General features: G+C 64.2%; 26 protein-coding genes. All 26 read left to right on the top strand.

The window, feature by feature from the left end:
* Positions 1-30 precede the first annotated feature (30 nt).
* The 26 genes from rpsJ to rpoA all read left to right on the top strand — a co-directional run bounded on the left by rpsJ (position 31) and on the right by rpoA (position 13858).
* Positions 31-342, top strand: a complete 312-nt coding sequence (rpsJ, locus tag SLW55_RS02450; protein ID WP_010341589.1) for a 30S ribosomal protein S10 — start codon at positions 31-33, stop codon at positions 340-342.
* A gap of 11 nt (positions 343-353) precedes the next feature.
* Positions 354-1004, top strand: coding sequence for a 50S ribosomal protein L3 (gene rplC / locus SLW55_RS02445; protein WP_010341590.1), 651 nt, complete (start codon positions 354-356; stop codon positions 1002-1004).
* A 12-nt stretch (positions 1005-1016) separates the two neighbouring features.
* Positions 1017-1622, top strand: coding sequence for a 50S ribosomal protein L4 (rplD, locus tag SLW55_RS02440; protein WP_295966166.1), 606 nt, complete (start codon positions 1017-1019; stop codon positions 1620-1622).
* Complete coding sequence (gene rplW, locus SLW55_RS02435; RefSeq protein WP_010341592.1) at positions 1619-1918, top strand: 50S ribosomal protein L23; 300 nt, start codon at positions 1619-1621, stop codon at positions 1916-1918. The genes rplD and rplW overlap by 4 nt, the downstream gene beginning before the upstream one ends.
* Before the next feature lie 10 nt (positions 1919-1928).
* The gene (gene rplB / locus SLW55_RS02430) at positions 1929-2756 is read left to right on the top strand and encodes a 50S ribosomal protein L2 (RefSeq protein WP_010341593.1); all 828 of its coding nucleotides are present in this window, start codon (positions 1929-1931) and stop codon (positions 2754-2756) included.
* Positions 2757-2762: 6 nt separating this feature from the next.
* Positions 2763-3032: a 30S ribosomal protein S19 gene (rpsS, locus tag SLW55_RS02425; RefSeq protein WP_010341594.1), complete on the top strand. Its 270-nt coding sequence runs from the start codon at positions 2763-2765 to the stop codon at positions 3030-3032.
* A 12-nt stretch (positions 3033-3044) separates the two neighbouring features.
* The gene (gene rplV, locus SLW55_RS02420; protein WP_003470663.1) at positions 3045-3380 is read left to right on the top strand and encodes a 50S ribosomal protein L22; all 336 of its coding nucleotides are present in this window, start codon (positions 3045-3047) and stop codon (positions 3378-3380) included.
* Positions 3381-3397: 17 nt separating this feature from the next.
* On the top strand, positions 3398-4132 hold the full coding sequence (rpsC, locus tag SLW55_RS02415; protein WP_010341595.1) for a 30S ribosomal protein S3: 735 nt from the start codon (positions 3398-3400) through the stop codon (positions 4130-4132).
* Positions 4133-4137: 5 nt separating this feature from the next.
* Entirely contained in the window at positions 4138-4551 is a 414-nt protein-coding gene (rplP, locus tag SLW55_RS02410) for a 50S ribosomal protein L16 (RefSeq protein ID WP_003470657.1), read from the top strand.
* Entirely contained in the window at positions 4551-4736 is a 186-nt protein-coding gene (rpmC, locus tag SLW55_RS02405) for a 50S ribosomal protein L29 (protein WP_010341597.1), read from the top strand. The genes rplP and rpmC overlap by 1 nt, the downstream gene beginning before the upstream one ends.
* A gap of 11 nt (positions 4737-4747) precedes the next feature.
* Positions 4748-5017, top strand: coding sequence for a 30S ribosomal protein S17 (rpsQ, locus tag SLW55_RS02400; RefSeq protein WP_010341599.1), 270 nt, complete (start codon positions 4748-4750; stop codon positions 5015-5017).
* A gap of 14 nt (positions 5018-5031) precedes the next feature.
* Entirely contained in the window at positions 5032-5400 is a 369-nt protein-coding gene (gene rplN, locus SLW55_RS02395) for a 50S ribosomal protein L14 (protein ID WP_003486699.1), read from the top strand.
* Positions 5401-5415: 15 nt separating this feature from the next.
* Positions 5416-5733 carry a 50S ribosomal protein L24 gene (rplX, locus tag SLW55_RS02390; protein ID WP_043093029.1) on the top strand — a complete coding sequence of 106 codons (318 nt, stop codon included), beginning with the start codon at positions 5416-5418 and terminating at the stop codon, positions 5731-5733.
* 11 nt (positions 5734-5744) lie between these two features.
* On the top strand, positions 5745-6287 hold the full coding sequence (gene rplE / locus SLW55_RS02385; protein WP_010341606.1) for a 50S ribosomal protein L5: 543 nt from the start codon (positions 5745-5747) through the stop codon (positions 6285-6287).
* 111 nt (positions 6288-6398) lie between these two features.
* Positions 6399-6704, top strand: a complete 306-nt coding sequence (rpsN, locus tag SLW55_RS02380) for a 30S ribosomal protein S14 (protein ID WP_010341607.1) — start codon at positions 6399-6401, stop codon at positions 6702-6704.
* A gap of 254 nt (positions 6705-6958) precedes the next feature.
* On the top strand, positions 6959-7357 hold the full coding sequence (gene rpsH, locus SLW55_RS02375) for a 30S ribosomal protein S8 (protein WP_010340446.1): 399 nt from the start codon (positions 6959-6961) through the stop codon (positions 7355-7357).
* A gap of 16 nt (positions 7358-7373) precedes the next feature.
* On the top strand, positions 7374-7901 hold the full coding sequence (gene rplF / locus SLW55_RS02370; protein WP_017908703.1) for a 50S ribosomal protein L6: 528 nt from the start codon (positions 7374-7376) through the stop codon (positions 7899-7901).
* A 91-nt stretch (positions 7902-7992) separates the two neighbouring features.
* On the top strand, positions 7993-8352 hold the full coding sequence (gene rplR / locus SLW55_RS02365; RefSeq protein ID WP_010340448.1) for a 50S ribosomal protein L18: 360 nt from the start codon (positions 7993-7995) through the stop codon (positions 8350-8352).
* A gap of 155 nt (positions 8353-8507) precedes the next feature.
* A complete protein-coding gene (gene rpsE, locus SLW55_RS02360; RefSeq protein WP_010340449.1) occupies positions 8508-9053 on the top strand; it encodes a 30S ribosomal protein S5 in 546 nt (181 codons plus the stop codon).
* The gene (rpmD, locus tag SLW55_RS02355; protein ID WP_010340450.1) at positions 9046-9237 is read left to right on the top strand and encodes a 50S ribosomal protein L30; all 192 of its coding nucleotides are present in this window, start codon (positions 9046-9048) and stop codon (positions 9235-9237) included. Before rpsE ends, rpmD begins: the two co-directional genes overlap by 8 nt.
* A 6-nt stretch (positions 9238-9243) precedes the next feature.
* A complete protein-coding gene (gene rplO, locus SLW55_RS02350; protein WP_010340451.1) occupies positions 9244-9687 on the top strand; it encodes a 50S ribosomal protein L15 in 444 nt (147 codons plus the stop codon).
* Positions 9688-9694: 7 nt separating this feature from the next.
* On the top strand, positions 9695-11065 hold the full coding sequence (gene secY / locus SLW55_RS02345) for a preprotein translocase subunit SecY (protein WP_026143874.1): 1371 nt from the start codon (positions 9695-9697) through the stop codon (positions 11063-11065).
* A 340-nt stretch (positions 11066-11405) separates the two neighbouring features.
* Positions 11406-11762, top strand: a complete 357-nt coding sequence (gene rpsM, locus SLW55_RS02340; RefSeq protein WP_010340453.1) for a 30S ribosomal protein S13 — start codon at positions 11406-11408, stop codon at positions 11760-11762.
* Between the two features lie 9 nt (positions 11763-11771).
* Positions 11772-12164 (top strand): 30S ribosomal protein S11, encoded by a 393-nt coding sequence (gene rpsK / locus SLW55_RS02335; RefSeq protein WP_003470632.1) that lies wholly within the window; start codon positions 11772-11774, stop codon positions 12162-12164.
* Between the two features lie 14 nt (positions 12165-12178).
* Complete coding sequence (rpsD, locus tag SLW55_RS02330) at positions 12179-12808, top strand: 30S ribosomal protein S4 (RefSeq protein ID WP_010340454.1); 630 nt, start codon at positions 12179-12181, stop codon at positions 12806-12808.
* Positions 12809-12859: 51 nt separating this feature from the next.
* The gene (rpoA, locus tag SLW55_RS02325) at positions 12860-13858 is read left to right on the top strand and encodes a DNA-directed RNA polymerase subunit alpha (RefSeq protein WP_010340455.1); all 999 of its coding nucleotides are present in this window, start codon (positions 12860-12862) and stop codon (positions 13856-13858) included.
* Positions 13859-13902: the final 44 nt, after the last annotated feature.

Genomic DNA, 13902 nt, shown 5'->3' with positions numbered 1-13902 from the left:
GTCGCTCTTTTAACGAAGGAACCCACCGTCATGGCGGACCAAAAGATCCGGATTCGGCTGAAGGCGTTCGATCATCGTTTGATCGACCGTTCGGCCAGCGAGATCGTCGAGACGGCCAAGCGGACCGGCGCGCAAGTGCGTGGCCCGATCCCGCTGCCGACCAAGATCGAACGCTACACCATCCTCGTTTCCCCGCACGTCGACAAGGACGCGCGTGACCAGTACGAGACCCGCACGCACAAGCGCGTGCTCGACATCGTCGACCCCAACGACAAGACCGTGGACGCGCTGATGAAGCTCGAGCTCGCGGCTGGCGTCGATGTCCAGATCAAGTTGACCTGAGGACTACGACCATGACGAAGAAGTATTCGTTGGGCTTCGTGGGCCGCAAGGCCGGCATGAGCCGCGTCTTCACCGAAGACGGCCGCTCCATCCCGGTCACCCTGATCGAAGCGACCCCGAACCGCATCACCCAGCTCAAGACCGTCGAAGCCGACGGCTACAGCGCCGTGCAGATCACCGTGGGCGCCCGTCGCGCCGCGCTGGTCAATAAGCCGGCGTCCGGCCATTTCGCCAAGGCGAAGGTCGAAGCGGGTCGCGGCCTGTGGGAGTTCCGCGTCGAGGACGCGCAGCTGGGCGAGTTCGCCGTCGGCGGCGAAATCAAGGCGGACATCTTCGCCGTCGGCCAGAAGGTCGACGTCCAGGGCGTCACCAAGGGTAAGGGCTTCCAGGGCACCATCAAGCGGCACAACTTCCGCATGGGCGATGCCACCCACGGTAACTCGCTGTCGCATCGCGCGCCGGGTTCGCTGGGTCAGCGCCAGACCCCGGGTCGCGTTTTCCCGGGCAAGAAGATGTCCGGCCACATGGGCGCGGTGCAGCAGAGCACGCAGAATCTGGAAGTGGTCAAGGTCGACGTCGAGCGTGGCCTGATCGCCATTCGCGGCGCTGTGCCTGGCGCTGCCGGTGGCGACGTGATCGTGCGTCCGGCTAGCAAGGCATAAGGAGAGATGACGATGGAACTCGTTATCACGGGTAGCAACAACAAGGTCTCGGTCTCCGACGCCGTGTTCGGCCGCGATTTCAGCGAGGATCTGGTTCACCAGGTCGTCGTCGCCTATCGCAACGCCGGCCGCGCCGGCACCAAGGCGCAGAAGACGCGTTCGGAAGTCAACGGCACCACCAAGAAGTCGAAGAAGCAGAAGGGCGGTGGCGCTCGCCACGGCGCGCTGACCGCTCCGATCTTCGTCGGCGGTGGCGTGACCTTCGCGGCCAAGCCGCGCAGCTTCGAGCAGAAGGTCAACCGCAAGATGTACCGCGCGGCCATTTGCGCGATCCTCTCGGAACTGAACCGCCAGGGCCGCCTGATGGTCGTCGACGCGTTCGACGTCGAGGCCAGCAAGACCAAGGGCCTGGTCGAGAAGCTGAAGGGTCTGGAAGTGGGCAATCGCCCGCTGATCGTGACCGAAGAAGCGTCCGAGCATCTGTACCTGTCCGCCCGCAACCTTCCCTACGTGGAAGTGCGCGACGTGCAGGGCCTGGATCCGGTGTCGCTGGTCGGGGCCGATACGGTCGTGATCACCGCCGATGCGGTCAAGAAGGTCGAGGAGTGGCTGGCATGAGCAGCAACGAAAAAATCTTCAGCGTGCTGCGCGCTCCGCGTGTCTCCGAAAAGACCGCGCGCCTGCAGGAACTCTCCAATCAGTACGTCTTCGAGATTTCGAACGAAGCCACCAAGGCCGATGTCAAGGCCGCGGTCGAGCAGCTGTTCGACGTCAAGGTCGAGTCGGTCAACGTGTTGAACGTCAAGGGCAAGAACAAGTCCTTTCGTTCGCGCAGCGGTCGTCGCGGCGATTGGCGCAAGGCGTACGTGCGTCTGGCCGAAGGCCAGTCCATCGACGTAACGGCCAAGGCCTGAGGTACATCCCATGCCATTGATGAAATTCAAGCCCACCTCCGCAGGCCGTCGTTCGGCCGTGCGCGTGGTCACGCCCGATCTGCACAAGGGCGCCCCGCACGCTGCACTGGTGGAAAAGCAGAGCAAGTCCGGTGGTCGTAACCACCACGGCCGCATCACCACCCGCCACGTCGGCGGTGGCCACAAGCAGCACTACCGCGTCATCGACTTCAAGCGCAACAAGGAAGGTATCCCGGCGCGCGTGGAGCGGATCGAATACGATCCCAACCGCACCGCCCATATCGCCCTGCTGTGCTACGCCGACGGCGAGCGCCGCTACATCATCGCGCCGAAGGGCCTGAAGGCCGGCGACCAGGTGATCGCGGGTTCGGATGCGCCGATCAAGACCGGCAACACCCTGCCGCTGCGCAACATCCCGGTCGGTACCACCGTCCACGGGATCGAGCTGAAGCCGGGCAAGGGCGCGCAGATCGCGCGTGCCGCCGGCGCCGCGGTGCAGCTGGTCGCGCGTGAAGGCATCTACGCCACCCTGCGTCTGCGCTCCGGCGAAATGCGCAAGGTGCCGTCCGAGTGCCGCGCCACCATCGGTGAAGTCGGCAACGACGAGCACAACCTCGAGAAGCTGGGCAAGGCGGGCGCCAAGCGCTGGCGCGGCGTGCGTCCGACCGTTCGCGGTGCGGCCATGAACCCGGTCGACCACCCGCACGGTGGTGGTGAGGCGAAGGCCGGTCAGGGTAATCCGCATCCGGTCACCCCGTGGGGTGTCCCGACCAAGGGTTACAAGACGCGCCATAACAAGCGCACCGAACAATTCATCGTCCGCGATCGTAGGGGCTAATCGACCATGGCACGTTCACTCAAGAAGGGCCCGTTCGTCGATCACCACCTCGTCAAGAAGGTGGAGGCCGCGGCCGGTAGCAAGCGTCCGATCAAGACCTGGTCGCGTCGTTCGATGATCCTGCCGGAGATGGTGGGTTTCACCATCGCCGTGCATAACGGCAAGAACCACGTTCCGGTGCTGGTCAACGAGAACATGGTCGGCCACAAGCTCGGCGAATTTGCCGTCACCCGGACCTTCAAGGGTCACGGTGGCGACAAGAAGTCGGGCCGGTAAGGAGAGATGACGATGGAAGCGAAAGCAATCCTGCGCACCGCGCGCATCTCCCCGCAGAAGGCCCGCCTGGTCGCCGACCAGGTGCGCGGTCTTTCCGCCGAGCGGGCGGTCAACCTGCTGAAGTTCTCGGACAAGAAGGCTGCCCACCTGATCAAGAAGGTGGTGGAGTCGGCGATCGCCAATGCCGAGAACAATCAAGGCGCGGATGTCGACGAGCTGAAGGTCAAGACCATCATGGTTGATGAAGGTCCGACCCTGAAGCGTTTCATGGCGCGGGCGAAAGGCCGCGGTACCCGCATCCTCAAGCGCACCAGCCACATCACTGTGGTTGTGGGCGCCGCCAAGTAAGCGGAAAGGAAAAGACGATGGGTCATAAAGTTCATCCGATCGGAATCCGCCTGGGTATCGCCAAGGACTGGAATTCCAAGTGGTACGCCAACAAGGCCGAGTTTGCCGGTTACCTGGCAGCCGACCTCAAGGTCCGCGAAATGCTGCGCAAGAAGCTGGCGCAGGCGGGCATCAGCAAGATCCTGATCGAGCGTCCGGCCAAGACCGCGCGCGTGACGATCCACACCGCCCGTCCGGGCGTGGTGATCGGCAAGCGCGGTGAGGACATCGAGAAGCTGCGCAAGGAAGTGAGCGAGATGATGGGCGTCCCCGCCCACATCAACGTCACCGAAGTGCGCAAGCCGGAGCTGGATGCGCAGCTGGTCGCCGAGTCGATCGCGCAGCAGCTGGAGCGTCGCATCATGTTCCGCCGCGCGATGAAGCGCTCGGTCGGCAACGCGATGCGCCTGGGTGCCCTGGGCATCAAGGTCAACGTCGCCGGCCGTCTGAACGGTGCGGAAATCGCCCGTTCCGAGTGGTACCGCGAGGGCCGCGTGCCGCTGCACACGCTGCGTGCCGACATCGACTACGGCTTCGCCGAAGCCAAGACGACCTACGGCATCATCGGCATCAAGGTCTGGATCTACAAGGGCGAGATCTTCGATTTCTCCCAGGTTGGCCAGGAAAAGCAGGACGATTCCCCGCGCAACGATCGTAACGATCGCGGCGACCGTGGCGACCGTCCGTCGCGTCCGGCCCGTGAAGCGAGGTAACGGCAATGTTGCAACCCAAGCGAACCAAATACCGCAAGATGCACAAGGGTCGTAACGACGGCCTGGCGTGGAGCGGAAACGCCGTCAGCTTCGGCGAGTACGGGCTGAAGGCCACGGCGCACGGTCAGCTGACCGCGCGCCAGATCGAAGCGGCGCGCCGCTCGATCAGCCGCTACGTCAAGCGCGGCGGCAAGATGTGGATCCGCGTGTTCCCGGACAAGCCGATCACCAAGAAGCCGATCGAAGTGCGAATGGGCTCCGGTAAGGGTAACGTCGAGTACTGGGTCGCGCAGATCCAGCCCGGTCGCATGATCTATGAAATCGAAGGCGTCGGCGAAGATGTCGCGCGCGAGGCGTTCCGCCTGGCCGCTGCCAAGCTTTCGGTGACCACCACCTTCGTGACCCGGACGGTACGCTGATGGACATCAAACAACTCCGCGAGAAGTCGGCCGACGATCTGAAGGCCCACCTGACCGATCTGCGCAAGGAGCAGTTCGCCCTGCGCATGCAGCAGGTCACCGGGCAGCTGCCGAAGACTCACGAAACCCGCCGGGTGCGCCGCGAGATCGCTCGCGTCAAGCACCTGCTCGGCAGCACGAAGTAAGGATGGCCGCGATGAGCGACAATAACGAAAGCAAGACGCTGCGCACGGTCGAAGGCCGTGTGGTCAGCAACAAGATGGACAAGACCGTCACCGTGCTGGTGGAGCGTCAGGTCAAGCATGCGCTGTACGGCAAGTACATCAAGCGCTCGACCAAGCTCCATGCCCACGACGCCGACAACGCCTGCAACGAAGGCGATGTCGTGCGCGTGACCGAGATTGCGCCGATGTCCAAGACCAAGAACTGGCGGGTGGTGGAAATCGTCACCCGCGCGGCCGAATAAGGGAGATCTGAATCATGATCCAGATGCAGAGCTACCTCGACGTCGCCGACAATTCCGGTGCCAAGGAAGTGATGTGCATCAAGGTGCTCGGCGGCTCTAAGCGCCGCTACGCGCACATTGGCGACATCATCAAGGTCACCGTCAAGGACGCGATCCCGCGCGGCAAGGTCAAGAAGGGCGAAGTCTACGACGCCGTCGTCGTGCGTACCCGCAAGGGTGTGCGTCGTCCGGACGGTTCGTTGATCCGCTTCGACGGCAACGCCGCGGTGTTGCTCAACAACAAGCAGGAGCCGATCGGCACGCGCATCTTCGGGCCTGTGACCCGCGAGCTGCGGTCCGAGAAGTTCATGAAGATCGTCTCGCTCGCTCCCGAAGTGCTGTGAGCGGAGGACATACACATGGCTAACCGTATCAAGAAGGGCGACCAGGTCGTCGTCACCACCGGCAAGGACAAGGGCAAGCAGGGCGAAGTCGTCCGCGTCGACGGCGACCGCGTGGTCGTCTCCAACGCGAACATCGTCAAGCGCCACACCAAGCCGAACCCGCAGGCGGGCGTCGCCGGCGGCGTGGTCGAGCGCGAAGCGTCGATCCATATTTCCAACGTGGCGATCGTCAACCCGGCGACGGGCAAGGGCGACCGCGTTGGCTTCAAGGTGCTGGAGGATGGACGCAAACTGCGTGTGTTCCGCTCCAGCGGTGAGGCGCTCGACGCCTGAGGAATGACACAATGACTTCCCGTCTCGAAAAGATCTACAAGGAAGAAGTGGTACCGGCTCTGATGAAGAAGTTCGGTTACACCAATCCGATGGAAGTGCCGAAGCTGGTCAAGGTCACGCTGAACATGGGCGTGGGCGAGGCGGCGACGAACAAGAAGATCCTGGAAAACGCCGTTGCCGACATGGCCAAGGTCTCCGGCCAGAAGCCGGTGGTGACCAAGTCGCGCATCTCGGTGGCCTCGTTCAAGATCCGCGATGGTTGGCCGATCGGCTGCAAGACCACGCTGCGTCGCGCCAAGATGTACGAGTTCCTGGACCGCCTGATCAACATCTCGCTGCCGCGCGTGCGCGACTTCCGTGGTGTCTCGGGTCGTTCGTTCGACGGCCGCGGCAACTTCAACATGGGCGTGAAGGAGCAGATCATCTTCCCGGAAATCGACTTCGACGCCGTCGACGCGATCCGCGGTATGGATATCGCCATCACCACCACCGCCAAGACCGACGCCGAAGCCAAGGCGCTGCTCGAAGCGTTCAAGTTCCCGTTCCGTAACTGATTGACAGCCGGGATTCGGGATTCGGGATTCGGGATGGAAGGGCGCTGCGCCCGTCACATCCCGGGTTCTGGAAATCTCCAATCCCCACTCTCGAATCCCGAGGATTTACAGATGGCAAAGACCTCCATGGTCAACCGCGACATCAAGCGCAAGAAGCTGGCGAAGAAGTTCGCCGACAAGCGTGATGCGCTGAAGAAGATCATCGCCTCCGGCACCGCCTCGTACGACGAGAAGGCCGAGGCCGTGACCAAGCTGCAGAAGCTGCCGCGCGATTCGTCGCCGAGCCGCCAGCGCACCCGTTGCGAACTGTCCGGCCGCCCGCGTGGCGTGTACGGCAAGTTCGGCCTGGGCCGCAACATGCTGCGCAAGGCGACCATGAACGGCGACGTTCCGGGCCTGCGCAAGGCCAGCTGGTAATGCCAGCGGCGCCGGTCCCGTTCGCGGGGCCGGGCAGGGCGGTCTAGCCGCCCGCGTGTCGTTCAGACAACGAGTCCGACGCAAGTCGGACTTTTTGTCGTATACTCCCGCTCCTTGCCTCGCGGCAGGGACGGGTATGGCAGTCGCCGCGGGTTCCTCCGGCGGTCGCGCGCTTCACCCCCTGCGTCATTCCACCGCTCCACCACACAAGATTTTCGCGAAAGCGGATATCGGTGCACTCAAAGGTAGACACCATGAGCATGACTGATCCCATCGCCGACCTGCTGGTCCGCATCAAGAATGCGGCCGCGGTTGGCAAGCCGACGGTGAAGATGCCGTCCTCCAAGATCAAGGTTGCGATCGCGGAAGTGCTGAAGGCCGAAGGCTACATCAGCGATCTGCGCGTCAACGCGATCGAGAACAACAAGTCCGAACTGGAAATCGTGCTGAAGTATTTCGAGGGCCGTCCGGTCATCGATACGCTCAAGCGCGTTTCGCGTTCGGGTCTGCGCCAGTATCGCGGCAAGACCGAGCTGCCGAAGGTTCTCGGCGGTCTGGGCGTTGCCATCATTTCCACGTCCAAGGGCATCATGACCGATGCGCAGGCCCGTCAGGCCGGCGTCGGTGGCGAAGTCCTGTGCTTCGTGGCCTAAGGGAAGGAGCACTCACATGTCCCGCGTAGCCAAGAAGCCGATCTCCCTCCCGAAGGGCGTCGAACTCACCGTCCAGGCCGATCAGGTCAGCGTCAAGGGCCCGAAGGGCACCCTGTCGCTGCCGAAGCCGGCCGGCGTCGAAATCAAGCAGGAAAACGGTGTCGCCACGCTGTCGGCGAACGATCCGTCGCACATCGCCATCACCGGCACGGTTCGTGCCATCCTGGCGAACATGGTGCAGGGCGTGTCCGCGGGCTTCGAGCGCAAGCTCGAGCTGGTGGGCGTCGGCTACCGTGCCACGATGCAGGGCAAGGACCTGAGCCTGGCGCTCGGTTTCTCGCACCCGATCGTGTTCAGCGCGCCGGAAGGCATCACCCTGGCCGCTCCGACCCAGACCGAGATCCTGGTGCAGGGCGCCGACAAGCAGCGCGTCGGCGAAGTCGCCGCCAAGATCCGCGGTTTCCGTCCGCCGGAGCCCTACAAGGGCAAGGGTGTGAAGTACGCCGGTGAAGCCATCATTCGCAAGGAAGCCAAGAAGGCCTAAGGCAGGTCCTTCTGCGAGGAGCCCGGCCATCCATGGCCGGACTCTCCACTGCAAAAGCCTGTTCCCCTTCAGCTTTCCTAGGACACATACCATGAGCATCAACAAGAACATCGCCCGCCTGCGTCGCGCCAAGTCGACCCGCGCCCACATCCGCGAGCTCGGCGTCGCCCGCCTGTCGGTGCTGCGCACCGGCCAGCACCTGTACGCGCAGGTCTTCACCGCCGACGGCTCCAAGGTCCTCGCCGCGGCGAACACCCTGCAGGCCGACGTCAAGGACGGCCTGAAGAACGGCAAGAACAGCGACGCCGCCGCCAAGGTCGGCAAGCTGATCGCCGAGCGCGCCAAGGCCGCGGGCGTCGAGAAGGTCGCCTTCGACCGCTCGGGCTACCGCTACCACGGCCGCATCAAGGCGCTGGCCGACGCCGCGCGCGAAGGCGGCCTGCAGTTCTGATCCTTGCGGGCGCGGCGATGCCGCGTCCGTCCCGCCGATGCGGGCTGCATCGGACCTTGGCGCGCCTTCTGCGCGCGTCCGGGGAACACGGCTCCAGACCACAACCACAAGCGGCAACGAAGCCGTAAATCTTTTCCTCTATCAAGGACATCACAATGGCTGAAGAACAGCGTGCACCGCGGGGTCGTGATCGCGACCGCAACCGCGAAGAGAAAGTCGACGACGGCATGATCGAGAAGCTGGTCGCGGTCAACCGCGTCAGCAAGACGGTCAAGGGCGGTCGCCAGTTCACCTTCACCGCGCTGACCGTGGTCGGCGACGGCAACGGCAAGATCGGCTTCGGTTACGGCAAGGCGCGCGAAGTGCCGGTCGCGATCCAGAAGTCGATGGAGTATGCGCGCAAGGGCATGCTCAACATCGATCTGAACAACGGCACCCTGTGGCACCCGGTGAAGTCCGGCCACGGCGCGGCGCGCGTGTTCATGATGCCGGCCTCTGAAGGTACCGGCGTGATCGCCGGCGGTGCGATGCGCGCCGTGCTGGAAGCGGTGGGCGTGAAGAACGTGCTGGCCAAGGCCGTCGGTTCGCGCAACCCGATCAACCTGGTGCGCGCCACCCTGCGCGGCCTGGAAGACATGCAGTCGCCGGCCCGCATCGCGGCCAAGCGCGGCAAGAAGGTGGAGGATCTGACCCATGGCTAATGAATCCACCAAGACCGTCAAGGTGCGCCTGGTGCGCGGCCTGCGTGGTACCCAGTCGCGTCACCGCCTGTCGGTGCGTGCCCTGGGCCTGAACAAGCTCAACGATGTGCGCGAACTGAAGGACAGCCCGCAAGTGCGCGGCCTGATCAACAAGGTTCAGTACCTCGTCCAGGTTGAGGAGTAATCGACCATGACTTTGCATCTGAATGATCTGAAGCCCGCTCCGGGCGCGCGTACCGAGCGTACCCGCGTCGGTCGCGGCATCGGTTCCGGCCTCGGCAAGACTGCCGGCCGCGGCCACAAGGGTTCGTTCGCGCGCAAGGGCGGCGGCAAGATCAAGGCCGGCTTCGAAGGCGGCCAGACCCCCATGCAGCGCCGCCTGCCGAAGATCGGCTTCCGTTCGAAGATGGCCAAGGACACCGCCGAAGTGCTGTCCTACCAGCTCGACAACCTGCCGGCCGGCGAGATCGATTTCGCTGCGCTGCGCGCCGCGAAGCTGGTCCCGAGCACCGCGAAGAAGGCCAAGGTGGTCCTGAAGGGCGAACTGACCAAGAAGTTCGTGCTGAAGGGCGTTGCGGCGACCGCCGGTGCCAAGGCGGCAATCGAAGCTGCCGGCGGCAGCGTGCAGGAGTAACACGCAGATGGCGCAGGCTGGCATGGGTAACCTCGGCGGCGGGCTCGGCAAGTTCACGGAACTTCGCCAGCGCCTGTTGTTCGTTCTCGGCGCATTGATCGTCTATCGCATCGGCTGCTACGTGCCGGTGCCGGGCGTCAATCCCGAAGCCATGCTTGCGCTGATGCAGGCGCAGGGCGGCGGCATCGTGGACATGTTCAACATGTTCTCGGGCGGCGCCCTGCACCGTTTCAGCATCTTCGCGCTGAACGTGATGCCGTACATCTCGGCGTCGATCGTGATCCAGCTGGCCACGCACATCTTTCCGTCGCTGAAGGCGATGCAGAAGGAAGGCGAGTCGGGCCGGCGCAAGATCACCCAGTATTCGCGCATCGGCGCAGTACTGCTGGCGGTGGTGCAGGGCGGCAGTATCGCCCTGGCGCTGCAGAACCAGACTGCACCGGGCGGCGCGCCGGTCGTCTACGCCCCCGGCATGGGCTTCGTGCTCACCGCGGTGATCGCGTTGACCGCCGGCACCATCTTCCTGATGTGGGTCGGCGAGCAGGTGACCGAGCGCGGCATCGGCAACGGCGTCTCGCTGATCATCTTCGCCGGCATCGTCGCTGGCCTGCCGGCGGCGGCGATCCAGACCGTGGAAGCTTACCGCGACGGCAACATGAGCTTCATCTCGCTGTTGCTGATCGTCCTGACCATCCTCGCCTTCACCCTGTTCGTGGTGTTCGTCGAGCGCGGGCAGCGTCGGATCACGGTGAACTACGCGCGCCGCCAGGGCGGTCGCAACGCGTACATGAACCAGACCTCGTTCCTGCCGCTGAAGCTCAACATGGCCGGCGTGATTCCGCCGATCTTCGCCTCGAGCATCCTCGCCTTCCCGGCGACGCTGTCGATGTGGTCGGGCCAGGCCGCTTCCAACAGCACGTTCGGTATGTGGCTGCAGCGCATCGCCAACGCGCTGGGCCCGGGCGAGCCGGTGCACATGATCGTGTTCGCCGCGCTGATCATCGGCTTCGCGTTCTTCTATACCGCGCTGGTGTTCAACTCGCAGGAAACCGCGGACAACCTGAAGAAGTCCGGCGCGCTGATTCCAGGCATCCGTCCGGGCAAGGCCACCGCCGACTATGTCGACGGCGTGCTGACCCGCCTGACCGCGGCCGGCTCGGTGTACCTGGTGATCGTGTGCCTGCTGCCGGAAGTGATGCGTGCCCAGCTTGGCACCTCGTTCCACTTCGGCGGCACCTCGCTGCTGATCGCGGTCGTGGTGGTGATGGACTTCATCGCGCAGATCCAGGCGCACCTGATGTCGCACCAGTACGAGAGCCTGTTGAAGAAGGCCAACCTCAAGGGCGGCTCGCGCGGCGGCGGTTTTGCCCGCGGTTGATTGCTATACTGTTTGAATCCTTCCGCTAAGACGCCCCCGGCTCCCGGGCGCAGTCTTCCGACTTGAAGGGCGGCCCGTGCAGCGGTCTCGTGCGCGGGTGAGACGTGGTGGTCCTGCGCTGGAGTAGCGCGGGCGGCAAGGTGGATACATCGCCTCGCCAACGACGTCCGGCGCCGGAGCATGGGCACACTCCCCATGCCAGGCTTGCGGAACCTTGCGGTTCCGCGGGCTTCCATGTAACCCGAGACCTTGCTAGACTTACAAGTTCACTTTTTGATCCATCCTGCCGGATGGCGCCGTGGTGCGCCGTCGGGCCATCACTCAGTTGGAGAACCGCGTCATGGCGCGTATTGCAGGCGTCAACCTGCCAGCCCAGAAGCACGTCTGGGTCGGGTTGCAAAGCATCTACGGCATCGGCCGTACCCGTTCGAAGAAGGTCTGCGAAGCCGCAGGCGTGACCTCGACCACCAAGATCCGCGACCTGTCCGAGCCGGAAATCGAGCGCCTGCGTCTCGAAGTCGGCAAGTACATCGTCGAAGGCGACCTGCGTCGCGAAATCGGCATCGCCATCAAGCGACTGATGGACCTGGGCTGCTACCGCGGCCTGCGTCACCGTCGTGGCCTGCCCCTGCGCGGTCAGCGCACCCGTACCAACGCCCGCACCCGTAAGGGTCCGCGCAAGGCGATCAAGAAGTAAGGGACCGACATGGCTAAGCCCGCAGCAGCAAAGACCAAGAAGAAGATCAAGCGCGTCGTCACCGACGGCGTCGCCCACGTCCACGCTTCGTTCAACAACACCATCGTGACCATCACCGACCGTCAGGGCAATGCGTTGTCCTGGGCGACCTCCGGTGGCGCCGGTTTCCGCGGTTCGCGCAAGTCCACGCCGTTCGCGGCGCAGGTGGCCGCCGAGAAGGCCGGGCGCGCTGCGCTCGACTACGGCGTGAAGTCGCTGGAAGTGCGCATCAAGGGCCCGGGTCCGGGTCGCGAGTCCGCCGTCCGTTCGTTGAACAACGTCGGATACAAGATCACCAACATCATCGACGTGACGCCGATCCCGCACAACGGGTGCCGTCCGCCGAAGAAGCGTCGCGTCTAAAGGAGCGATAAGAAATGGCTCGTTATATCGGTCCTACCTGTAAGCTCGCGCGCCGCGAAGGCGCCGATCTTTCCCTCAAGAGCCCGGCGCGTGCGCTGGACTCCAAGTGCAAGCTGGAGCAGAAGCCCGGCCAGCACGGCGCGACCGCCCGCAAGGGCAAGCTGTCCGACTACGCCACCCAGCTGCGCGAGAAGCAGAAGGTCAAGCGTATCTACGGTCTGCTGGAGCGTCAGTTCCGCAACTACTACAAGAAGGCCTCGACCAAGAAGGGCAACACCGGCGAGAACCTGCTGCAGCTGCTGGAAACCCGCCTGGATAACGTCGTCTATCGCATGGGCTTCGCCGTCACCCGTCCGGCCGCGCGCCAGCTGGTGTCGCACCGTGGCGTGCTGGTCAACGGCAAGTCGGTGAACCTGGCCTCGTACCAGGTCAAGGCCGGCGACGCGATCGCCCTGTCGGAAAAGGCGCAGAAGCAGCTTCGCGTGCAGGAAGCGCTGACCGTTGCCGAAACGCACGACCTGAACCCGTCGTGGGTCGAGGTCGATTCGAAGAAGTTCAGCGGCATCTTCAAGGCCGTGCCGGACCGTGCGGACCTGCCTGCCGACATCAACGAAGCGCTGATCGTCGAGTTGTATTCGAAGTAATCACATCGGAGAGCCTCCGGTCCACGGAGGCTCGTCAGGAGAACCCGCAACATGACGGTTACCGCCAACCAGGTTCTGCGCCCGCGTGGGCCGCAGATCGAACGCCTTACCGACAACCGCGCCAAGGTCGTGATCGAGCCCTTGGAGCGCGGGTATGGGCATACGCTGGGCAACGCCCTGCGTCGCGTGCTGCTGTCCTCGATTCCCGGCTTCGCGATCACCGAAGTCGAGATCGACGGCGTGCTGCACGAGTACACCACGGTCGAAGGGCTGCAGGAGGACGTGCTGGAAGTCCTGCTGAACCTCAAGGACGTGGCCATCCGCATGCATACCGGTGACAGCGCCACGCTGTCGCTGTCCAAGCAGGGTCCGGGCACGGTCACTGCCGCCGACATCAAGACCGACCACAACGTCGAGATCCTCAACAACGACCACGTGATCTGCCACCTGACCAAGGACACGGCGATCAACATGCGTCTGAAGATCGAGCGTGGCTTCGGCTACCAGCCGGCCGCCGCGCGCCGCCGTCCGGACGAAGAGACCCGCACCATCGGTCGCCTGGTCCTGGACGCCTCGTTCTCGCCGGTGCGCCGCGTCGCCTACGCGGTCGAATCGGCCCGCGTCGAGCAGCGCACCGACCTGGACAAGCTGGTCCTGGACATCGAAACCAACGGCACGATCGATGCCGAGGAAGCCGTGCGCACCGCCGCCGACATCCTCAGCGACCAGCTGTCGGTGTTCGGCGACTTCACCCATCGCGACCGTGGCGCGGCCAAGCCGGCCAGCAACGGCGTGGATCCGGTGCTGCTGCGTCCGATCGACGATCTGGAACTGACCGTGCGTTCGGCCAACTGCCTGAAGGCCGAGAGCATCTACTACATCGGCGATCTGATCCAGAAGACCGAAGTCGAACTGCTCAAGACCCCGAACCTGGGCAAGAAGTCGCTCACCGAGATCAAGGAAGTGCTGGCCCAGCGTGGCCTGTCGCTCGGCATGAAGCTGGAGAACTGGCCGCCGGCCGGCGTCGCCCAGCACGGCATGCTCGGCTGAGTTTTGCGCATCCGGCCGGTGCCGCAAGGCATCGGCCGCGTGTC

It is taken from the genome of Xanthomonas sp. LF06-19, from assembly GCF_034105425.1.
In the GTDB taxonomy this organism is placed as follows: domain Bacteria; phylum Pseudomonadota; class Gammaproteobacteria; order Xanthomonadales; family Xanthomonadaceae; genus Xanthomonas_A; species Xanthomonas_A sontii.
Note: the sequence above shows the minus strand (reverse complement) of the source record. Positions and strands in the feature narration are given on the sequence as shown.